This window comes from Mesorhizobium sp. M1428 (assembly GCF_040317515.1).
GTDB lineage: Bacteria > Pseudomonadota > Alphaproteobacteria > Rhizobiales > Rhizobiaceae > Mesorhizobium.
This window is the reverse complement of the sequence record NZ_JAMYKT010000013.1, coordinates 22,907-44,294: the sequence shown is the minus strand read 5'-3', so window position 1 is coordinate 44,294 and position 21,388 is coordinate 22,907. Positions and strand designations below refer to the sequence as shown.

Below are 21,388 nucleotides of genomic sequence, written 5' to 3'. Positions count from 1 at the left end.
GGGTCTTGACGCTATAGAGCGACGTGCGTGCAATTGGACGCTACGCGTCGGAAGGCTCTAATCCTCGCGTCGTGCTTTTCCGAAAATCGATTCCGATTTTGGGGGCCGATGCGATAGAGGCCTATCGTTTCGAACTGTTTCAAGCTGCTCGTGCGGCGTCTCAAGGGAAAAGAAATATGGCCAATGTGGTGGTCGTCGGCTCGCAATGGGGCGATGAAGGCAAAGGCAAGATCGTAGACTGGCTGTCGGAGCGCGCCGATGTTGTCGTGCGCTTCCAGGGCGGCCACAATGCCGGCCACACGCTGGTCGTCGACGGCAAGGTCTACAAGCTGTCGCTGCTGCCGTCCGGCGTGGTGCGGCAAGGCAAGCTGTCCATCATCGGCAATGGCGTTGTCTTCGATCCGCACGCTTTCGTCGCGGAGGTTGCGAAATTGAAAGCGCAGGGCGTCGAGGTGACGCCGGACCGCCTGAAAATAGCCGAAAACACCGCGCTTATCCTGTCCTTGCACCGGGAGCTGGACGGATTCCGCGAGGACGCCGCTTCCAATTCTGGAACGAAGATCGGCACGACCCGTCGCGGCATCGGTCCCGCCTATGAAGACAAGGTGGGCCGGCGCGCGGTCAGGGTGATGGATTTGGCGGATTTGGAAACACTGCCCTTGAAAGTCGACAGGCTGCTGACGCACCACAATGCGCTGCGGCGCGGGCTCGGCCATGCCGAGGTCACGCATGAGGCGATCATGAGCGAGCTGATCTCGGTCGCCGACGAGATCCTGCCCTATATGGACCGCGTCTGGAAAATCCTCGACGACAAGCGCCGCGCCGGCGAGCGAATCCTGTTCGAGGGCGCGCAAGGCACGCTGCTCGATATCGACCATGGCACCTACCCGTTCGTCACCTCCTCCAACACCGTTGCCGGCCAGGCCGCTGCCGGGTCCGGTGTCGGCCCGGGCGCCATCGGCTATGTGCTCGGCATCACCAAGGCCTATACGACGCGTGTTGGCGAAGGCCCGTTTCCGACCGAGCAGAAGAACGAGATCGGCGAGTTCCTGGGCACGCGCGGCCATGAATTCGGCGTCGTCACCGGCCGTAAGCGCCGCTGCGGCTGGTTCGATGCCGTGCTGGTCCGCCAGGCTGTCGCCGTCAACGGCATCAAGGGCATTGCGCTGACCAAGCTCGATGTGCTCGATGGGCTGGACGAGATCAAGGTCTGTACCGGCTACCGCCTCGACGGCGAGGCGATCGATTACCTGCCGGCCAGCCAAGGCGCGCAGGCGCGCGTCGAACCGGTTTACGAGACGCTGGAAGGGTGGAAAGGCACCACCGCCGGCGCGCGCAGCTGGAACGACCTGCCGGCCCAGGCGGTGAAATACGTCCGCTACATCGAAGAGCTGATCGGCGCGCCGGTCGCACTCCTTTCCACCAGCCCTGAACGGGACGACACGATACTTGTGACCGATCCGTTTCAAGACTAGTTTCTCAGCCTTTCCGGGCATTGCGGCTGATTTGCGGGGGCCGGCCCAGAAACAAATGCAGGTCGACTGACGTATGGTAGATTTTGTTCCTATTCTGAAAAAGGCACTCGATAAACTCGGTGAGCCGTCGGCGGAAGTGCGCGCCAGGGTCTATGACAAGGCCCGTTCGTCAATCGCGAAACAACTCGCAGAGAAGGCCACGATGACGCCTTCCGATGTCGACCGGCAGATGCGTGTGCTGGAAGACGCCATCGCCAAAGTCGAGCGGGACTTCGCCAAGCCTGCGCCGCCACCCGACCCGCTGGCGGAACTGGAGGACATCTTCTCCTCCATCGACCGCAACAAGAACCAGTCCAGCCATGTCCGGCAGCCGGCAAAGACCGAGCCGCCATGGCAGCCGGCAAGGACTGAGCCGGCAAAGACGGAGCCAGCAAAGGCTGGGCCAGCATGGCAGCCTACGCCCGCCAAGGCGGCACCGAACTGGCAAAAGCCGCAGCCCGTCGCTCTTTCTCAGGAGCGCGCTGGTCCGCCGCCGCCCAATATGGATATTCCGACGGCCGATGACCAAGACGGCGTTTTTCGGGGCGACGACTTTTCCAACGACGGCGGCCCCGCGGAGGACAGGTTCCAGCGGCTCCATCCCGCCGAGCGCAGGCGCAGCTATGGCGGCGTGATCGTCGCCGCCATTGCCTTGCTGGTCATTGCCGGTGGCGGCTATGGCATCTGGCTGAACAAGGATGCGTTCGGCAGCATGCTCGGCCTCGACGAGACCAAAGCCGTCGCCACCGAACCGCTGGTAAAACCAGCCCCGGCCAAGCCGGTGGCCGATGCGGCCGTACCGGCCGCCGCGCCGCCGACGGAAGCCGGCGAAGGCGCGAAGTTCACGCAGCGCCTGACGCCCGAGGGCCACGAAGTCGATCCTGGCCCCGCGGCCGGGCAGGCGGGCATCGGCGAAGGCGAATCCGTCGCCGCACTGACCACGCCGCCGTCGGCCGCCCAAGCGCCGACCACCCCGGCACCCGCCGCGCCGACACCGGCCGCACCTGCCGATACGCAAGCCACGGCCAATGCTCCAGCGGTCGATGGCTCCGCTGCACCAACTCCCGCAACGCCGCCCGCCAATGGGGCAGCAGCGCCGGCCGATGCTGCGGCGCCCCCGACAGCGGCTGCCCCGCCGCCCGCGCCGGCAGCGGCACCAACGGCAGTTCCGCCGCAAGCCGCGTTGGCCGTCGGCCAGAAGGCGATCTTCTACGAGGAGCGCACCAGCACCGCTCAAGGCTCGGCCGAGCCCGGCAACATCGTCTGGTCACTGGTGCAGGAATCGCCCGGCGGCGACTTGCCACCCGAGCCGGCGATCAGGGCCGAAGCGACCATTCCGGGCAAGGATATCCAGTTGCGCATGACGATCCGTCGCAACACCGACCAGACGCTGCCGGCCAGCCATATTATCGAGATGATCTTCCTGACGCCTGAAGGCTTCGAGGGCGGCGGCGTCGACAACATCCTGCGTGTCGCCATGAAGGGGTCCGAGCAGGATGCCGGCAGTCCGCTGATCGGCATCCCGGCCAAGATCGCCGACGGGTTCTTCCTGGTTGCGCTCAACGATACCAAGGCGGATGAAGACGCCAATCTGACCTTGCTCAGGGGCCAGGACTGGATCGACGTGCCGGTCGTCTACAAGACCGGGCGGCGGGCGCTGCTCACCATGGAAAAGGGCATTCCCGGCGAGAAGGTGTTCGATGAGGCGCTGAAGGCCTGGCAGACAAAGACGGCGGGGTGAGGCCGGCTCGCCAGCCCAACGCCTCTTTGGCTCAGAAGCCTTGGAACAGCATGTCGAGCGCGCTCACGATCTCGTCGTGATGGCGAGAAAGATTTCCTTCGGCAACGGGCAATTCGGCGCTCATCAAGGCTGACATGAATTGAGTGACCATGACATGGTCCTTACCGTTGATTGTGAAGATAGGGTTTAAGCGGCGGCCCGGCACTGGCGCCTTGTTGGCGGGCATCAGCGGGACGACGACCTTGGTGTCGAGCCGTCCCAGAAGGTCGGATTGGACATCGAGAAGGTAACCGTCGTCTTCGGCACTCTGATAGAAATCATAACGCGCCATCAAAACAGCCGGTGCTTGGCCAAAGGCAAGCCGTTGCGCCTGACATAGTCATTGGAACTGTCGATCGCTCCCTTGTTTTCCTCCTGCCACCGGCGGCCTTTTTCGGCCGAAATCGCCTTGGCGATGCCCTCTTCAGCAGCGCGGGATATATTGATGCCCAACGCCTTGGCATCCTCGATCAATCGGGAGTCGATCGATGTATTAACCGACTTTCTCTGGGTTTTTGGATTCGATTGAAGCATGGAGCCGCTCCCATTTATGCGCATAATGTAGGCGCATATCAGCGTGCATGCAACCTGTCATCCCTCCATCTCTTCCCTTAGCATCTCGAGTTCCAGCCATTCCTCCTCGAGCGCTGCCAGTGTGACGCGCTCCTTGTCGAGCGCGGCAATCGTCTTCTGGAACGAGGCCGGGTCGCGCTCGTAATAGGCCGGATCGGCGATGTTGTTCTCCAGCCGCGAGATCGAGGCCGACACCGCTTCGATCTTTTTGGGTAAGGTTTCCAGCGCGAATTTCTGCTTGAACGACAGTTTCTTGGCCGGGCCCTTGGGAGCGGCCGCGTTGGTCCTGCTTGCAGCCATCGCCTCGCTGGTCTCTACCTTCGGCCGCGCCTTGCGGTCATCCAGCCTGGTGCCGCCGCGCTGCGCCAGCATGTCGGAATAGCCGCCGGCATATTCGATCCAGCGGCCGTCGCCATCCGGCGCGATGATGCTGGTCACGGTGCGGTCGAGGAAATCGCGATCGTGGCTGACCAGGATCACCGTGCCGGCAAAGCCGGCGACCAATTCCTGCAGCAGTTCCAGCGTCTCCATGTCGAGGTCGTTGGTCGGCTCGTCGAGCACAAGCAGGTTTGCCGGCCGCGCCAAGACGCGGGCGAGGATCAGCCGTGCCCGCTCGCCGCCCGAAAGCTCGCGCACCGGCGTGCGCGCCTGTTCCGGCTTGAACAGGAAGTCCTTCATGTAAGAGACGACGTGGCGCTGCTCGCCATTGATGACGAGGTTCTCGCCGCGACCGTCGGTGAGATACTGCGCCAGTGTCTCCTGCGGATCGACGGCCTCGCGCTTCTGGTCGAGCGTGGCGATCTCCAGATTGGTTCCGAGCCGCACCGTGCCTGCGTCCGGCTTCAATTCGCCGGTCAGCATCTTCAACAGCGTCGTCTTGCCGGCGCCGTTCGGCCCGACCAGGCCGACGCGATCGCCGCGCTGGATGCGGGTCGAGAATCCCTTGACCACAGTCAGATCGCCAAAGCTCTTCTCGATGTTCTTGGCTTCGATCACCAGCTTGCCGGATTCGGCGGCGTCGCTGGCTGTCATCGTCGCCGCACCCTCGGCGCCGCGATGACCACGAAAGCGCTGGCGCATGGTCTGCAACTCACCGAGCCGGCGCATGTTGCGCTTGCGCCGTGCTGTCACGCCATAGCGCAGCCAGTGCTCCTCGCGCACGATCTGGCGACCGAGCTTGTGCTGCTCGCGCTCTTCCTCCTCCAGCACCGTGTCGCGCCATTCCTCGAAAAAGGCAAAGCCCTTGTCGAGACGGCGGGTCTGGCCGCGGTCGAGCCAGATTGTGGCGCGCGACACGCGCTCGAGAAAACGACGGTCATGCGAGATGACGACCAGTGCCGAGGAGGTGCGGGCAAGCTCCTCCTCCAGCCATTCGATAACCGAAAGGTCAAGATGATTGGTCGGCTCATCGAGGAGGAGAATGTCGGGCTCCGGCGCCATGACGCGGGCGAGGGCGGCGCGCCGCGCCTCGCCGCCGGAGAGGTCGTTCGGCCGCTCCTCGCCGGTCAGGCCGAGATGCTCCATCAGATAGGTGGCGCGGTAGGGATCGTCGGCGGGTCCGAGCCCTGCCGAGACATAGGCGCGGACGGTCGCAAAACCTTCCATGTCGGGAATTTGCGGCAAGTAGCGGACGGTCGCCGAAGGCTGGCGGAAGACTTCGCCGTCCTGCGGCTCGATCAGCCCGGCGGCGATCTTGAGGAGCGTCGACTTGCCCGAGCCGTTGCGGCCGACCAGGGCGATCTTGTCGCCAGCAGAGGCCGTCAGGGCGGCACCGTCGAGCAGCGGCGTGCCGCCGAAGGTCAGCTTTATCCCGTCGAGATTGAGAAGCGGCGGCGCCATGTCAGCTTTCAGGTAGGGGAAAAGGATGCGCGAGCAGCAGCGCGCGGCCGCTGGCCAGCGCGATTTCCAGCCGGCCCCTGACCTCGTTGGAAATGGTCAGCGACGAGCCGAACGCGACCTCGACATGGTCGAGCGGCCATTTGGCACCGGTGACGCTCAGGCCGGCGAGATCGGAGAAGCCGAGCACCGAAAACAGTGTGCCGTCGGCATAGTCGAAGCGAGCCTTTCCCGGCAGCAACGGAATGCCTTCCTGTGCGCCGCTGGTCAAAAGCACTTCCGTCCCGCCTTCCGCCAGCCGGATGCTCAGCGCCAGATGCAGGAAGATGTGATCGGTGCGTTTGCCGCCGAAGGCGCCTGCGAGCACAAGGCTGGTCGCACCGCGTTCGAGTGCGGCGGCGATAGCGAGTTCACCGTCGGTCTTGTCCTTTTCGGCGGGAAACACCTGCCGTGGCACGGCCGCCAGATCCTCCGGCAAATCGGCAGGCACCGAATCGAAATCGCCGACCCAGAGTTCCGGCCTCAGGCCCAGCATGCGGGCATGGCCGATGCCGGCATCCGCAGCGATGACGCGCGAGCCTTCGACCTGGCGGTCGAGCAGCGGCGTGCGGATGAGATCGCCGCCAAGCAGGATGGTGAATGTGCTCATATCTCGTGGCCCTTACCAGCCCTGCCCCGGAAACGGAAGATGAAACGGCAGACGAAACGGAAGGCTGGGCTTTGGATGCCCGGCAAACTTCCGCTTGCGCAGCACTTCGGCCGGGCCTATGTGTCGCAACGCTCTAACGGGGTGCCGGACGCGATTTTCGCGGACCGGCTGAGAGGCAAGACTGCCAACCCGCTGAACCTGATCCGGTTTGTACCGGCGGAGGGATTAGACGTTTCGGACAGCCCGACGCCTCAATTCCTTTCAACGCGAACGAAGGAGGCGCCGATGCGCAGTTTTTTCCACTCTCTTGTCTCAATTGTCCTGTTTGCGGCATCCGCGCTCGCCCTGCCGGGGCAGGCATCGGCACAGGATAAGCTGACGGTCTATACCTATGAAAGCTTCACCGCCGATTGGGGTCCGGGACCGGCTGTGAAGAAGGCCTTCGAGGCCGAATGCAGCTGCGTCGTTGAATTCGTCTCGGTCGCCGACGGCGTCGCGCTGCTCAACCGTGTGAAGCTGGAAGGCGCCGCGACCAAGGCCGATATCGTGCTTGGCCTCGACACGAATTTGACGGCGGACGCCAAGGCAACCGGCCTGTTTTCGCCGCACGGCGCCGTGTCGGGCGTCAGCGTCCCGGGAGCCTGGAGCGACGATATTTTCGTGCCGTTCGACTATGGCTATTTCGCCGTCGTCTACGATACCGAAAAACTGAAGAGCCCGCCGAAAAGCCTCAGGGAATTGGTCGAGGGCGATGCCGGCGACAAGATCGTCATCCAGGATCCGCGCACCTCGACGCCGGGCCTTGGCCTGCTGTTGTGGGTCAAGTCGGTCTATGGCGACAAGGCGCCCGAAGCCTGGGCCAAGCTCAAGGCGAAGGTGCTGACGGTGACGCCAGGCTGGAGCGAGGCCTACGGCCTGTTCACCAAGGGTGAGGCGCCGATGGTGCTGTCCTACACCACCTCGCCGGCCTACCACATGGTCGCCGAAAACACCGAGCGCTACCAGGCGGCGTCCTTCGAGGAGGGCGAATATCTGCAGATCGAGGTTGCGGGGATCACCACCAAGGGCGCGAAGAACCCGCTGGCGGAAAAGTTCATTGCCTTCATGACCGGACCGAAATTCCAGGATGTCATTCCCGAAACCAACTGGATGTTCCCGGCCGGCAAGACCGACAAGCCGCTCAACCCGGCGTTCGACAAGCTTGTCAAACCGACCAAGACCTTGCTGTTCAGCCCGGAGGAAGTCGCGGCCAACCGCAAGGCCTGGGTCGATGAGTGGCTTGCGGCGATGAGCAAGTAGGATTCCATATGGTGTTCGTTCCCGACCTCAACCGCACCCATCGTCAAGCTGGGTAGCGCGAAATGCAGGCTCGCCGTCCTGACTCCCGCGTCACTGCCGGCGTCGTCGCGCTCGCCGCCATCGCGCTGCTGATCGGCGGGGCATTCGCCGGGCTGGTCGTCGAAGCCACACGCGACCCGTCCGGCGCCGCCTCCGCTTTCGATTCCTATCTCTTGCGCGTCGCCCGTTTCACGCTCTGGCAGGCAGTCCTTTCGACCCTGCTCTCCGTTGCACCGGCGCTGTTCGTCGCGCGCGCCCTGTCGCGGCATCCACAGTTTCTCGGGCGAGGCTTTATCCTGCAGCTTTTCGCTCTGCCGCTGGCGCTGCCGGCCATTGTTGCCGCACTCGGTGTCCTGGCGCTCTACGGCCGTGCCGGGTATTTTGCCGGCACGCTGGGCGCGCTAGGCGGCCAGAGCTGGCCCGGCATCTACGGCCTGTCGGGCATCCTCGTTGCCCATGTCTTCTTCAACCTGCCGCTGGCAACGCGGCTGTTCCTGGAAGCATTGCAGACCGTGCCGGCCAACCAATGGCGGCTGGCGAGCCAGCTTGGCATGGGCGCTGCGCCGGCCTTTCGGCTGATCGAATGGCCGCCGCTGCGTGCGGCCCTGCCGGGCATCGCCGGGCTCGTTTTCATGCTGTGCATCACCTCCTTCACCATCGTGCTTACGCTCGGCGGCGGACCCAGCGCGACGACGCTGGAGGTTGCCATCTACCAGGCGCTGCGTTTCGACTTCGACCCGGCGCGGGCGGTGACGCTGACCTTGTTGCAAATTGCGCTGACCTTCGTGGTCGTGCTGGCACTGACGCGGCTCGGCGCCAATGTGACCGGCGACGCCAATCTGCCGGTGGCGCCGCGCCGGTATTTTTCAGCCGGTGCGGCCGAGACCGTGCTGAACGCGCTGGTGATCGGGCTGGCATTGCTGTTTGTCGCCGGGCCGATGGCGGCGACGCTGGCAGCCGGGCTTGGCGCCGATCTCGGCCGCCTGGCCGGCGAGAGCGCGGTGCGGCAAGCGACGGCGACCAGTGGCGTGCTCTCCCTCCTGTCGGCGATGCTCTCTGTGGCGTTGTCGCTGTCGCTGGTCATGGCGCGCCGGGCGCTGGCGCTCACCCGGCGGACAGGCCGGCGGACACTGCTCGAACATCTGGCCGACACCGGTGCGGGGTTCGTCCTGGTGGTGCCGCCCATTGTCATCGGCGCCGGCTGGTTCCTGCTCTTGCGCACCGTCAGCGATGTCTTTGCGATCGCCCCCGTCATGGTCGTTGCGGTCAATGCGGTGATGGCGATGCCGTTCGCCATCCGCGCCATCCGCCCTGCCTATGACGCGGCAAGCGAACGCCACGAACGGCTCTGTGCACAGTTTGGTATCTCGGGCTGGAACCGGTTGCGGCTGGTCGACTGGCCGTCGCTGCGGCGGCCGCTAGCCACCGGCTTTGCTTTCGCCATGGCGCTGTCGCTCGGCGATCTCGGCGTCATTGCGCTGTTCGGCAGCGATTCCGTGCAGACCTTGCCCTATCTGCTGCTGGCGCGCATGGGCAGTTACCGCACCGAGGATGCGGCCGGGCTGGCGCTGCTGCTCGGCCTTGTCTGCCTGGCGCTGGTGCTGGCCGCGGACTGGCTGGGAAGGAGGGAGAAATCATGATGCCGATCAGCCCGGAACGGTCCATTTCGGTGGAAAAAGGCGCAGCCGTGCGGCTCGACAAGGTCTCGTTCAGCTATGGTGAAACGCCGCTTACATTCGATGTCGATTTCCCGCCGTCGGAAATCACCGCCATCATGGGGCCGAGCGGGTCGGGAAAGTCGACGCTACTCAATCTGGTGGCCGGTTTCGAGGCGCCGCGGTCGGGCCGCGTGCTGATCGGCGGCGCCGACGTCAGCACTGCGCCGCCTTCAGCGCGGCCGGTATCGATGGTGTTCCAGGAAAACAACCTGTTTGCCCATCTATCCGTCGAGCAGAATGTCGGGCTCGGCCGTTCGCCTTCGCTCAGGCTGAGCGAGGCTGACCGCGCCGCAATCTCCGCAGCGCTGAAGCGCGTCGGCCTTTCCGGCAAGGAAAGCCGGCTGCCGCGCGAACTCTCCGGCGGCGAGCGGCAGCGGGTCGCACTCGCCCGGGTCCTGGTGCGCGACCGGCCGGTGCTGTTGCTCGATGAGCCGTTCGCTTCGCTGGGACCGGCACTGCGCGACGACATGCTCGACCTGGTGGCCGACGTCCATTCGGAGCAGCGCATGACGGTGCTGTTCGTCACGCACCAGCCGGACGATGCGCGCCGTATCGGCCAAAACATGGTTTTCCTGGATGGTGGCACGGTTGCCGCGACGGGCGCCGCCGCCGATTTTTTCGTCGAGGCTGGACCGGAGGCATTCCGACGCTATATCGGCTCGGGTCCGTTTGCGGCTGGATCACGAGATGTTGCCCGGAAGCGGACATAATTTATGGTCAAACCGGCGCAAGGCGAAGCGGCGCTTGCTTGCCATGGTCGAGGTAGTGTGGCTAGGTCCGCCAGGAGTTGGTCCGGCTTAGACCGTGATTTGCCCTTGCTGCCTCGTATCTGTCGGACGCACGAAGGACGCCGTAGCACTTGATTTTGCGCGTGATGCTTTCCGGAAATCGCGCCCGATTTTCGCGGTCACGTCCCAGGACTTGAAAGGAAGCCGATCTGCCGACCGGCATCGACAATCGGAGGGTGAAACCGCTGGCTCGCTTTCTGGCGCTGGCCGGTCTTGCCTTGGCGCTGGCAAGCTGCCAGATGTTCACGCCTCCCGACGTGCAGGAATCGGGCTTCCAGCCCTCCGACAAGCCGATCACGGTCGACAATGTCGCCGCCAACAGCAAGCTCGCCCAACTGGCGAAGGCGCAGCACCCGCGCATCCTTGCCACCTATGGCGGTGAGTATTCTGACCCCAAGCTCGAGCGCATGGTGGCCAAGATCGTGGGCAGACTGACCGTGGTGTCGGCCAACCCGACCCAGACCTACCGCATCACCATCCTCAACTCGCCCAACGTCAATGCCTTCGCGCTGCCGGGCGGCTATCTCTACATCACCCGCGGCCTGCTGGCGTTGGCCAACGATTCGGCCGAGCTTGCCGCCGTCATTGCGCATGAGATGGGCCACGTTACGGCTAACCACGGCCTGCAGCGCCAGCAGCTGGAAGCGGAAGAGGGGTTGGCGACCAAGGTCGTTTCGGACGTGCTCGGCGACAACCCGACGGCCAAGGCGGCGCTGATCCGCGGCAAGCTGAGGCTGGCCCAGTTCTCGCGTAATCAGGAGCTGGAGGCCGACGCCATCGGCATCAAGTCGATCGGCGAAGCCGGTTTCGACCCCTACGCCGCCGGCCGCTTCCTGCAGTCGATGTCGGCCTATACCGATTTCCGCTCGATCAGCGGCGCCACCGACGCCAGCCTCGACTTCCTGGCGACGCACCCCAACACGCCGCAGCGTATCGATCTCGCGCAGCGCCACGCCCGCCAGTTCGGCGCGCCCGGTGTCGGGTCGCGCGACCGCGATTCATTCCTTGCCGGCGTAGACGGGCTGCTTTACGGCGACACGCCGGAGGAAGGCTATGTGCGCGGTGAAACCTTCCTGCATCCTGGCCTCGGCGTGTCGTTCTCGGTGCCTAACGGCTTTATCATCGACAATTCGGCGGCGGCGGTGACGGCGACAGGCCCGGGCGACATGGCAATCCGCTTTGACGGTGTTTCGATCGACAAGGACCGCTCGCTGACCGACTACATCCGCAGCGGCTGGGTCGCTGGCCTCGACGAGAGCAGCGTTCGCCAGGAGACGATCAACGGCAACGAAGCCGCAACCGCGCATGCCGGCGCCGATGGCTGGCAATTCGACATTGCGGTGATCCGCGCCGGCGGCCAGGTCTACCGCTTGCTGACCGCTGCACCGTCGGCCAGCACCTCGCTGAGCACGGTGGCGCGCTCGGTCAGCGGCTCGTTCCGCATCCTGAGTGCTGCCGAGAAGGCAGCGCTGAAGCCGCTGCGTATCCGCATCGTCACGGTGCAGCCCGGCCAGACGATGGGCTCGCTGGCCGCACAGATGGTCGGCGTCGACCGCAAGCTGGATCTGTTCAGGGTGCTCAACGCGCTGTCGCCGGGTGCCGCCGTTTCGGCCGGCGACAAGGTCAAGATCGTCACCGACAAATAGCAGCCGACGCGGTTCAGGCTGCGAGAAATTCCGGATTCTGCTTTACCAGCGCCGCCTTGAGTTTTTCCATGGCGCGCGCCTCGATCTGGCGGACGCGTTCCTTGGAGATGCCGAGTGTTTCGCCGAGTGCTTCGAGCGTCGCGCCTTCGTCGCTCAGCCGGCGCTCCTCGATAATCCTGAGCTCGCGCGCATTGAGCGCGCCGAGTGCCGTCCTCAGCCACACCGAGCGGCGTTCGACATCGATCGTGTCGCCGACGACCTCATCGGGCAGCGGGTCATCCGAAACCAGGAACTCCATCCGCTCGGTTGCGCCCGCGTCGTCGGCAAGCGGCGTATTGAGCGAACTGTCGGGTGCCGAAAGGCGGGAATCCATCATCGCCACATCGGCCTCCGATACCCCGAGAGCCGCCGACACTTCGCGGTAGAGCGTGGCATTCGACGTCTGCTCGGCGCCGTTTGCCAGGCGGGCGCGCAGGCGCCGCAGGTTGAAGAACAGCGCCTTTTGCGCCGAGCTGGTGCCGCCGCGCACGATCGACCAGTTGCGCAGGATATAGTCCTGCATCGAGGCCCGGATCCACCAGGTCGCATAGGTCGAGAACCGCACCTCGCGCTCGGGCTCGAAACGGGCCGCTGCCTCCAGCAGTCCGACATGGCCTTCCTGGATCAGGTCGCCCAGCGGAAGGCCGTAGTGGCGAAACCGCGACGCCATGGAAATGACCAGCCGCATATGCGCGACGGTGATGCGGTGCAGCGCCTGCTGGTCATTATTTTCCTTCCAGCGCAGCGCCAGGAGATGCTCTTCGTCACGTTCCAGATAAGGGGCTTTCATCGCCGCGCGAACCATGGTCCGTCCTGCACTGTCTTCCATCATGCCGCGCTCCTGTTTCAGGCGTTGCGGTGCGATCGAATCGTGAGTTGGCGCCGATGGTTGAAATGGCGGCGCCGCGCCCTACAACAGCGAAGAACGTGCCATGCGGGGGAATGTTCCCCCGGACTGTCATGTCGATTGCGCTGTTCCAGGCGATTCGCCACCGGCCCTGACTCAGCCGGATGGCGTCGGGAGATGCTGGTTGAGAATGGGATTTCAAGGGCGCGAGATTTTTGAAATCTAGTTTCTTATTCCGGCATCGCGCATATGTCATTTTCCGGCACTCGCAATGACGCCGGACATCGGCCAAGGACGGGATCACAGAAAAATGAAATGGCTCAAATCGCTCATTATCGCCGGGACGCTGCAGGTTCTGGCCATCGCCGCCGGTCATGCCGGCGCCAATCTCGACCAGATCAAGCAGTCCGGCGTCTTCAAGGTCGGCACGGAAGGAACCTATGCGCCCTTCACCTATCATGATGCTTCCGGCGCGCTGGTTGGCTTCGACGTCGAGATCGCGCGGGCCATCGCCGAGCGCCTCGGCGTCAAAGCCCAGTTCCTCGAAGGCAAATGGGACGGGCTGATCGCCGGTCTCGACGCCAACCGCTACGATGCCGTCATCAACGAGGTCGGCATCACCGAAGCGCGCAAGGCCAAATATGACTTTTCGGATCCCTACATCGCCTCCAAGGCAGTGCTGATCGTGCGTGGCGACAACACCGATATCAAGAGCTTCGCCGATCTCAAGGGCAAGAAGGCGGCGCAGTCGCTGACTTCGAATTTCGGCAAGCTGGCTGAAACCAACGGCGCCGAACTCGTCGGCACCGACGGCTTCGATCAGTCGATCCAACTGCTTCTCACCGGCCGCGCCGACGCCACCATCAACGACAGCCTGTCCTTCCTCGATTTCAAGAAGCACAAGCCAGACGCCAATGTGAAGATTGCCGCGCAGGAGGAAAACGCCGACTATTCCGGCGTCATCGTGCGCAAGGGCGATCCGGAACTGGTGGCCGCCATCAACAAGGCGCTGGCCGACATCAAGGCCGACGGCACCTACCAGAAAATCGCCGACACCTATTTCGGCCAGGACGTTTCGAAGTAAAACGGCTTTCTCGTGTGGGCCGAACGCCGGCCCGCGTCGTTCGTATCGCGGCGAGCTGTCTTTGACGGCCCGCCGCTTTCGCGTGATATGAGCGACGGCAATCTGGCAAGGAGGAGCTTAGTGCCGCACTGGCTGCAATTGATGCTGGAATCCCTGCCTACGCTGCTGTGGGCTGCACTGATCTTCACCGTGCCGTTGACGCTGCTGTCGTTTGCGTTCGGTCTTGTCCTCGGCCTGGTCGTGGCGCTTGTCCGGCTGTTCGGCCCCAAACCCCTGGTCGCCGTGGTCCGCTTCTACGTCTGGATCTTCCGCGGCACGCCGCTTCTCGTGCAACTGTTCCTTATCTTCTATGGCCTGCCATCGGCCGGCATCCTGCTCGACGCCTTTCCGGCAGCACTGATCGGCTTCACCTTGAACATCGGTGCATATTCGTCGGAAATCATCCGCGCCGTCATCGGTTCGGTGCCCAAGGGCCAGTGGGAAGCGGCCTATTCGATCGGCATGACCTGGGCCCAGGCAATGCGGCGCACCATTCTTCCACAGGCGGGGCGCGTCGCGGTGCCGCCGCTGTCCAACACCTTCATCTCGCTGGTCAAGGACACTTCGCTCGCCGCCGCCATCACCGTGCCGGAGATGTTCCAGGCAGCGCAGCGCATCGTCGCTACCACCTATGAGCCGCTGATCCTCTATGTCGAGGCAGCGGCCCTCTATCTGGTCATGAGCTCCGTGCTGTCGGCCTTGCAGGCGCGGCTGGAAAAACGGCTCAACCGTTATGGCGGCTTCCTGGAGGCGCGCGCATGATCGGCCTCACCAACATTGAAAAGCGCTTCGGCGACAATCTCGTGCTGAAGGGCGTGACCGTCACCATCGAGGAAGGCAGCGTCACGGCGCTCGTCGGGCCATCGGGCGGCGGGAAAAGCACGCTTTTGCGCTGCATCAACCTGCTCGAGCTGCCGACTTCAGGCACGGTGCGGATCGGCGACGATGCACTCGAATTCCACCCTGGCGGCAGGGTCTCGACCAGGGATATTCAGCGGCTGCGGCTGCAGACCGGCATGGTGTTCCAGAATTTCCAGTTGTTTCCGCATCGCACTGCGATCGAGAACATCATGGAGGGGCTGGTGACGGTGCTGAAATGGCCCAAGGAAAGGGCGCGCCAACGGGCGCTCGCCCTGCTCGAAAAGGTCGGCATGGCGCACAAGGCCGATGCCTGGCCGGCGACCCTGTCAGGCGGCCAGCAGCAGCGCGTGGCGATTGCCCGGGCGCTGGCGCCTTCGCCGAAAGTCCTGCTCTGCGACGAGCCGACCTCTGCGCTCGATCCGGAACTGGCGCAGGAGGTGGTCGACGTGCTCGGCAAGCTCGCCAGCGAGGGCACGACCATGGTGATGGCGACGCATGATCTGCGGCTCGCCTCGAAGATCGCGCGGGAAGTGGTGTTCCTCGATGCCGGCAACATCGTCGAACAAGGCCCGGCCGCGGTGCTGTTCAGCAACCCGGAACGCCAGCGGACCAAGCGGTTTATCGCCACGCTGAAGCAGGAGGCGGAAAGGGAGGGCGGTCGCGAGAGCTAGAACGGCCATCGCCAGTCAGCCAAATAGAAAAGTCAGCTAAAACAAAAAACCCGGCGCGAGGCCGGGTCTTTCTGAATTCGAAGGCGAGAAAAAATCAGGCAGCTTCTTCCTGCTCGGCTTCCTCGTTGTCGGCCTTGGCGCCGCGCTTCGGACCCTTATTGAGGTTCACCTCGATGAGGCGCACCGCTTCGGTCTCCGACATGCGGTTGACGGCCGCGATCTCACGGGCCATGCGGTCAAGCGCCGCCTCGTAGAGCTGGCGCTCGGAATAGGACTGCTCCGGCTGGTTGTCGGCGCGATAGAGGTCGCGCACCACTTCCGAGATGGAGATCAGATCGCCGGAGTTGATCTTGGCATCATATTCCTGGGCGCGGCGCGACCACATGGTGCGCTTGACGCGGGCGCGGCCCTGCACGACCTTCAGCGCGCGCTCGACATAATCCTCTTCCGACAGCTTGCGCATGCCGATCGAGGTCGCCTTGGCGACCGGCACCTTGAGGCGCATCTTGTCCTTCTGGAAGTCGATGACGAACAGCTCCAGCTTGTGGCCCGCGACTTCCTGCTCATCGATCGAGACGATCTGGCCGACACCATGCGCCGGATAGACGATGTACTCGCCGGTCTTGAAACCGTGGCGCGCTGCGGTGGACTTCTTCTGCGGGGTGATCGTTGCCATTACGCCCTGAACTCCTTGTTGTGGTACCGGCATCGTGCCGGCCCGAACTCGTGCGACCGGGGTGACCGGTCCTTAGCCACACAACGATGAACTCACCGGAAAGGCCAGGACCGGCAAATCGCAACATTGCGACCGCCTGCCCCAGATCGCTCTGGTCCGGATTGAGAAATTCACCTTTCAGTGATTTGGGGCGTTTGCGCCATAAATCGACGTTGTGTCACCGGCATGTTTGGTTTGATATAACACAAAAAGTCGGGAGAATCAAGGTTTTGCTGCACGCGCGAAGGCCATGCGCCGTCGCCGCCTGTCAAGGCAGTTAATGTATCACGTCTGTTACGCGGCGTCAGGCCGCCGCAGCCGGCAGGCTCGTCAATCGCCTTCGCCGGGCTCCGGGGAGAAATATTTCTCGAACTTGCCAGTTTCGCCATCGAAGTTTTTAGCGTCGGCCGGCGGCTCCTTCTTGGCGGTGATGTTAGGCCATTTCTCGGCATATTCGGTGTTGATCTGCAGCCATTTGTCGAGGCCCGACTCGGTATCGGGCTTGATCGCATCGGCCGGGCATTCCGGTTCGCAGACGCCGCAATCGATGCACTCGTCCGGGTGGATGACGAGCATGTTCTCACCTTCGTAGAAGCAGTCGACCGGACAGACCTCAATGCAGTCCATGTATTTGCATTTTATGCAATTGTCGGTCACGACATAGGTCATTGGTCGGCTCCGGGACGTCCCATTTTGTTGGGCTTTTTTGGTGAGGTAACGCCTTTGTCCGCTGGTGGCAAGGGCGGCCCTTGCCAGCGGTGCCGCGGTTTCCGGAATGGAATTCCAGAGGGCCGGCAAAGCGGACGTTCGAGTTTGCTCAATCGTCGCCGAGCAGGTGGTCGGTCTGGCGGCGTTCTTTCTTCGTCGGGCGGCCGCTGCCGGCCTCGCGCAACGGCGGCACCGCATCGGGAAGCGCCTCGCCCTTGGGCGCGGGGGGCGGCGACATGTCCTCGTAGAGCAGGCGGGCCTCTTCGGCCGGGCCACGCCGTACGCCGGTGCCAAGGACTTTCCAGACGAAGATCCGCCGCTCCAGCGTGATGGTCAAAACGTCGCCCGGCCGGACCGTATCGGAGGCCTGCGCTGCTTTGTCGCGATTGATGCGGACCCGTCCGGCGACGACCAGCTTGGCTGCCAGCGTGCGCGACTTTACCGCGCGCGAGAAGAACAGCCACTTGTCGATGCGCTGGCGGGCATCAGTGACCATCGGACGAGCAGCTTACTTCTTCAGCTGGTCGCGCAACGCGGCGAGCTTGGCGAAGGGCGAGTCCGGATCGAAGCGGACCGGGCGTTCCTCACGCGGCTTTGGCTGGAAGGCGGGCTTTGCGCCTTGGGCGCCGCCTTTGCCGTCCTGTCGGCCACCCTTCCAGTCGGGCCGGTTTTCGCGCCGGTCGGGGCGTTCGCCTTGCGGCTTGCTTGCGCGCTCTGCCGCCTCGCCTTGCGGCCTCGGCTTGAACTTGCTGCGGTCGAAGCGCGGCTTGCCGGCGCCGTCGCGCTGGTCGTGGCGCCCCTGACGGGCAGGCCCGTCGCCCGGCGTCGGTTGCGCGCCGGCATCTACCGGCGCATCGCTGCGGCCGCCCGGCGCAGCTTGACCATTGCGCGCACGATTGTCCCGATGATTGTCCCGGGGGCGGTTGTCATGCTGGCGATGACGTGGGCGCTGGTCGAAACGAGCCTGCCGCCACAACAGGATGGGTTTTGGCTCCTCGGCTTCTGGAGCAGCTTCGCCGGCGACGGCTTCCGCCGTTGCTGCAGGTTCGGGGGGCGATGCTTCCGTAGTTTCGAAAACCGGCGGCTCTGCCGGTGCCGTAGCCTCAGTTTCCGCCCCAAGTTCCGCCCTTGGCTCAGCCGCTGGTTCCGCAGGCGCTTCAGCAGTCGCCTCGGCGGCGGGCCGGGCCTCTTGCGTGACTTCTGCCGCAGCTTCTGGGGCTGGAGCTTCCGCGACAGGCTCTGCCGCCGCTTCGGTCGCGGCTTCGGCTGCTGCCTCCGCAACTGGGGTCGCATCCGACACTGGCTCGGAAACCTCCGCCGGCGGCTCTGCCGCGGCAGATGCTTCCGCCATCCTCGCCTGCTCGGCTCGCGCAGCCTCTTCCGCCGCCTGCTTTGCAGTGGCAGCGTCACGCGCGGCACTGTCCTGTGCTTCGAGCCGCGCCTTGACCTCGGCTGCCGGTTTGGCATCGGCGCGATAGCCGAGTCCCTTCAGGATTTCTTCCATGTCGTCGGCGGTGGCGCCGAGGATCGACATCATCGGCGGCGTCACCATGAAGGATTGGCCGTCATAGGCGCCGTCGGGGCGAGGGCCGAGGCCCGGCTTCCAGTTGGTCGCCGGCCGGATCAGGTCGGCCAGTCGTTCGAGAATATCGACGCGTACGGCACGCCGGCCAAGATTGCGGTAGCCGGCAAGCTTGTAGAAGGTCTTGTCGAATGTGGGATCGATGACCACCGAGGTGCGGCCGGAGGCCAGTGCGTGAACGACATCGCCGAAGCCGGGCTTGTCCTTGCCGTCGTTCCTCAGTGCCCACAGCAGCGTTATCAGCCCGGCCGGCGCCGGTTTGATCAACGCCGGCACGAAGACATGGTAGGCGCCGAAGCGCACGCCGAGACGGCGAAGCGCCGCGCGGCCTTCCTGGTCGAGCGACTTCATCTCGTCGGCAATGTCGCGACGGTTGATGAGGCCGAAATGCTCGACAAGCTGGAAAGCGATGCCGCGGCCGATGCCGGTGATCTGCTCGGCATTCTTGAGATCAACCAGCGGCTTCAGCAGGGATTCGATCTGGAAATTGACGAAGCGCTCGGCGCGCGCCGCAACCTTGTCGCGGGCCGGGCCGGTGAGTTGCTCGTCGGCGAGCAGAACGAGACGCGGCTTCAAAGCGTCTTCGCCGGCAACCAGCGTGCCGATCGGGGCGCCGATCCAGCGCAGCGTGCCATCCGAACCCAGCGCAATGTCGCCATTGGCAGAGGCGCCGAAGCGCTCGGCCCGCGCCTCGAACTCGGCGGCAAGCGCCTTCTGCGCCGCCGCCCGCACTGCCTTGGCATCCTCGCCGCCGGCGCTCTGGTCGGCGGTGAAGCGGAAACCCTGCAACTCGCCGACGTGATGGCCTTCGACGAGGACGGTTCCGGTTGGGCTGATTTCGGCTTCAGGCATCGTGTTTTCTCTAAGGCGCCGCATGAGGACGGAAGTCCTGCGGTCTACAAAACGTTTCGTCAACCGCTCATGCAGCGCATCCGACAATCTGTCTTCGATTTCGCGCGTCTTTTCCTGCCAGTGTGCCCGATCGGCCAGCCAGCCGGGCCGGTTGGAAACGAAGGTCCATGTGCGGATCTGGGCAATCCTGTGCGATAGCGTGTCGATGTCGCCTTCGGTGGTGTCGGCACGGCGCACCTGCTCGGCCATGTAGTTCTCGTCGACATGGCCGTGCCTGGCAAGGTCCATGTAGATGGAGGCGATCAAGTCGGCGTGCTGGGCCGGCGCAATCTTCCTGTAGTCGGGCAGCGCGCAGGCTTCCCACAGCAGCGCCACGCGCCTGGCATCGGTGGTGAGTGCCCGGACATCCTCGTCGCGCGACAGATGCTCGAGCGCCTGCGCGTCTACTGCCGGCAGTGCGCGCGTCAGGCCTTCGACCGGGGCGTTGGTCTCGATCGAGCGCTTCAGCGCATCGAGGTTGGCGAAATCGAAATGCGCGGTGCGCCACTGCAACACTTTCACCGGGTCGAAATCATGTGCCTCGATCTTCTTGACGAGTTCCTCATCCAGCGGATCGACCTGGCCGGTGACGCCGAAGGTGCCGTCGCGCAGATGCCGGCCGGCGCGGCCGGCAATCTGGCCGAGCTCGGCCGCCGTCAGGTTGCGGTACTGGTAGCCGTCGAATTTACGGTTCTGGGCGAAGGCGACGTGGTCGAGGTCGAGGTTGAGGCCCATGCCGATGGCGTCGGTCGCGACGAGGTAGTCGACGTCGCCCGATTGGAACAGCGCCACCTGGGCGTTGCGGGTGCGCGGGCTGAGTGCGCCGAGCACGACGGCGGCACCGCCCTGCTGGCGGCGGATCAGCTCGGCGATGGCATAGACCTCGTCGGCGGAGAAGGCGACGATCGCGGTGCGCCGCGGCAGGCGGGTCAGCTTCTTCGAGCCGGCATAGGCAAGATGCGATAGCCGCGGCCGGGTCACCACCGACACGCCTCGCAGCAGGCGCTGCAGGATGCCGTGCATGGTGGCCGCGCCCAGTAGCAGCGTCTCCTGGCGGCCGCGCAGATGCAGGATGCGATCGGTGAAGATGTGGCCGCGTTCGAGATCGCCGGCAAGCTGGACCTCGTCGATGGCCACGAAGGCGGCGTCGGTCTCGCGCGGCATCGCTTCCACGGTGCAGACCGAGTATTTCGCGCCAGCCGGCTGGATCTTTTCCTCGCCGGTGATGAGCGCAACCTTATGGGCGCCGACCTTCTCGCAGACGCGCGTATAGACCTCGCGGGCAAGCAGCCTGAGCGGCAGGCCTATGACGCCGCTTTCATGCGCCACCATGCGTTCGATGGCGAGATGGGTCTTGCCGGTGTTGGTCGGGCCGAGCACGGCCGTCACGTCTCGACCCGACAGGATCAGCGGTTCAGTGTGTTTCGGATGGATGTTCATCGGCCTGGAAATAAGGCTCTCTGCCTCGCATTGTCGGGAGCGCGCCCATATTGGCCGCGTATGACAGGCGACACATAGGGATTTCGGGCGCGAAGCGAAAGCGGAATGTGCCGAGGGCGGGCCGATTGGTCGCTTCAAAGCCAAAAATCTGTTCCCGATTAACAGTTGGAACGAGTCTGGAACGAATCAGCGACGAATCACTGACTCGCGCTGATTCAGGTTTTGTTCACGGCTACATCTGGGCTTTCTGCCGGCGAATCTCACCACATGCTGAATCACGGAAACTGGCCCGATTCATGCAGGCGGCATCCAAGCCAGCACCACGGTTAACCTTTGCTGGTGAATGATCGTGGCCGGCCAACCTGCTTCGCGCAACATTATGAAATTATTGATGTTTCCTAATGCGCTTTAATCATTTCGAGGGTGTTTTCAGCTCTCGCCGTTAACGTTCCGCTCAAAGCCGGAACGAATCGGCGACGAATCAGAGATAGGCGAAGTTTCTTGGTTTGTTCACCGCAACATGTTGTGTTGTGAACAGCTTTTCCACCGAGAATCCACAGGCTGCTGGGCGGTTTTTGCACAGGCTGCGCAGCGGCCGTTAACCTTTGTGTACTGGTTCGGCACACGCGGCATCATGGCCATCGGGTCGACGCGCTTAGTGCGTGAGGC

Annotated in this window: 18 protein-coding genes and 1 riboswitch; of the genes, 9 read left to right on the top strand and 9 right to left on the bottom strand. The window is 64.1% G+C overall.

The features are described from left to right. Positions 1 to 176 precede the first annotated feature (176 nt). Together NKG60_RS19145 and NKG60_RS19140 are read left to right on the top strand one after the other, a co-directional pair. The gene (locus NKG60_RS19145) at positions 177 to 1,475 is read left to right on the top strand and encodes an adenylosuccinate synthase (protein WP_023680654.1); all 1,299 of its coding nucleotides are present in this window, start codon (positions 177 to 179) and stop codon (positions 1,473 to 1,475) included. 73 nt (positions 1,476 to 1,548) lie between these two features. Next, positions 1,549 to 3,255 (top strand): hypothetical protein, encoded by a 1,707-nt coding sequence (locus NKG60_RS19140; RefSeq protein ID WP_352865513.1) that lies wholly within the window; start codon positions 1,549 to 1,551, stop codon positions 3,253 to 3,255. 31 nt (positions 3,256 to 3,286) lie between these two features. On the opposite strand, the gene NKG60_RS19135 is transcribed toward NKG60_RS19140, so the two are convergent. From NKG60_RS19135 to NKG60_RS19120, 4 genes are read right to left on the bottom strand one after another with little or no spacing between them, the layout of a single operon-like run. Beyond that, the gene (locus NKG60_RS19135; RefSeq protein WP_352666184.1) at positions 3,287 to 3,586 is read right to left on the bottom strand and encodes a CcdB family protein; all 300 of its coding nucleotides are present in this window, start codon (positions 3,584 to 3,586) and stop codon (positions 3,287 to 3,289) included. Then, positions 3,586 to 3,828, bottom strand: a complete 243-nt coding sequence (locus NKG60_RS19130) for a type II toxin-antitoxin system CcdA family antitoxin (RefSeq protein WP_352666186.1) — start codon at positions 3,826 to 3,828, stop codon at positions 3,586 to 3,588. Before NKG60_RS19130 ends, NKG60_RS19135 begins: the two co-directional genes overlap by 1 nt. 57 nt (positions 3,829 to 3,885) lie before the next feature. Continuing rightward, positions 3,886 to 5,706, bottom strand: coding sequence for an ABC-F family ATP-binding cassette domain-containing protein (locus tag NKG60_RS19125; protein ID WP_352666188.1), 1,821 nt, complete (start codon positions 5,704 to 5,706; stop codon positions 3,886 to 3,888). A 1-nt stretch (position 5,707) separates the two neighbouring features. Beyond that, positions 5,708 to 6,352, bottom strand: a complete 645-nt coding sequence (locus NKG60_RS19120) for a thiamine diphosphokinase (RefSeq protein WP_352666190.1) — start codon at positions 6,350 to 6,352, stop codon at positions 5,708 to 5,710. Positions 6,353 to 6,479: 127 nt separating this feature from the next. Next, a riboswitch (TPP riboswitch) is annotated at positions 6,480 to 6,594 on the top strand. Positions 6,595 to 6,637: 43 nt separating this feature from the next. Between NKG60_RS19120 and thiB the strand changes: the two genes are divergently transcribed. The 4 genes from thiB (at position 6,638) to NKG60_RS19100 (ending at position 11,842) form a co-directional block, all read left to right on the top strand. Next, on the top strand, positions 6,638 to 7,651 hold the full coding sequence (thiB, locus tag NKG60_RS19115; RefSeq protein WP_352865509.1) for a thiamine ABC transporter substrate binding subunit: 1,014 nt from the start codon (positions 6,638 to 6,640) through the stop codon (positions 7,649 to 7,651). Between the two features lie 62 nt (positions 7,652 to 7,713). Continuing rightward, on the top strand, positions 7,714 to 9,330 hold the full coding sequence (gene thiP / locus NKG60_RS19110) for a thiamine/thiamine pyrophosphate ABC transporter permease (RefSeq protein WP_352865507.1): 1,617 nt from the start codon (positions 7,714 to 7,716) through the stop codon (positions 9,328 to 9,330). After that, complete coding sequence (thiQ, locus tag NKG60_RS19105) at positions 9,327 to 10,118, top strand: thiamine ABC transporter ATP-binding protein (protein ID WP_352666196.1); 792 nt, start codon at positions 9,327 to 9,329, stop codon at positions 10,116 to 10,118. The genes thiP and thiQ overlap by 4 nt, the downstream gene beginning before the upstream one ends. 254 nt (positions 10,119 to 10,372) lie before the next feature. After that, positions 10,373 to 11,842, top strand: a complete 1,470-nt coding sequence (locus tag NKG60_RS19100; RefSeq protein WP_352666198.1) for a M48 family metalloprotease — start codon at positions 10,373 to 10,375, stop codon at positions 11,840 to 11,842. Positions 11,843 to 11,855: 13 nt separating this feature from the next. Here the strand turns inward: NKG60_RS19100 and NKG60_RS19095 are convergent, their stop codons facing one another. Beyond that, on the bottom strand, positions 11,856 to 12,713 hold the full coding sequence (locus NKG60_RS19095; RefSeq protein ID WP_352666200.1) for an RNA polymerase factor sigma-32: 858 nt from the start codon (positions 12,711 to 12,713) through the stop codon (positions 11,856 to 11,858). A gap of 325 nt (positions 12,714 to 13,038) precedes the next feature. On the opposite strand from NKG60_RS19095, the gene NKG60_RS19090 reads away from it, so the two are divergent. From NKG60_RS19090 to NKG60_RS19080, 3 genes are all read left to right on the top strand, one after another. Then, positions 13,039 to 13,812 carry an amino acid ABC transporter substrate-binding protein gene (locus NKG60_RS19090; protein ID WP_352666201.1) on the top strand — a complete coding sequence of 258 codons (774 nt, stop codon included), beginning with the start codon at positions 13,039 to 13,041 and terminating at the stop codon, positions 13,810 to 13,812. A 120-nt stretch (positions 13,813 to 13,932) separates the two neighbouring features. Next, entirely contained in the window at positions 13,933 to 14,613 is a 681-nt protein-coding gene (locus tag NKG60_RS19085) for an ABC transporter permease subunit (RefSeq protein ID WP_352666203.1), read from the top strand. Next, complete coding sequence (locus NKG60_RS19080) at positions 14,610 to 15,383, top strand: amino acid ABC transporter ATP-binding protein (RefSeq protein WP_352666205.1); 774 nt, start codon at positions 14,610 to 14,612, stop codon at positions 15,381 to 15,383. Before NKG60_RS19085 ends, NKG60_RS19080 begins: the two co-directional genes overlap by 4 nt. A 94-nt stretch (positions 15,384 to 15,477) precedes the next feature. Here the strand turns inward: NKG60_RS19080 and NKG60_RS19075 are convergent, their stop codons facing one another. From NKG60_RS19075 to NKG60_RS19060, 4 genes are all read right to left on the bottom strand, one after another. After that, the gene (locus NKG60_RS19075) at positions 15,478 to 16,059 is read right to left on the bottom strand and encodes a CarD family transcriptional regulator (RefSeq protein ID WP_006327799.1); all 582 of its coding nucleotides are present in this window, start codon (positions 16,057 to 16,059) and stop codon (positions 15,478 to 15,480) included. Between the two features lie 369 nt (positions 16,060 to 16,428). Next, the gene (gene fdxA, locus NKG60_RS19070) at positions 16,429 to 16,767 is read right to left on the bottom strand and encodes a ferredoxin FdxA (RefSeq protein ID WP_292664799.1); all 339 of its coding nucleotides are present in this window, start codon (positions 16,765 to 16,767) and stop codon (positions 16,429 to 16,431) included. 148 nt (positions 16,768 to 16,915) lie between these two features. After that, on the bottom strand, positions 16,916 to 17,302 hold the full coding sequence (locus NKG60_RS19065; RefSeq protein ID WP_023680553.1) for an RNA-binding S4 domain-containing protein: 387 nt from the start codon (positions 17,300 to 17,302) through the stop codon (positions 16,916 to 16,918). Between the two features lie 12 nt (positions 17,303 to 17,314). Then, positions 17,315 to 20,719, bottom strand: a complete 3,405-nt coding sequence (locus NKG60_RS19060) for a helicase-related protein (RefSeq protein ID WP_352666207.1) — start codon at positions 20,717 to 20,719, stop codon at positions 17,315 to 17,317. Between the last annotated feature and the right edge of the window lie 669 nt (positions 20,720 to 21,388).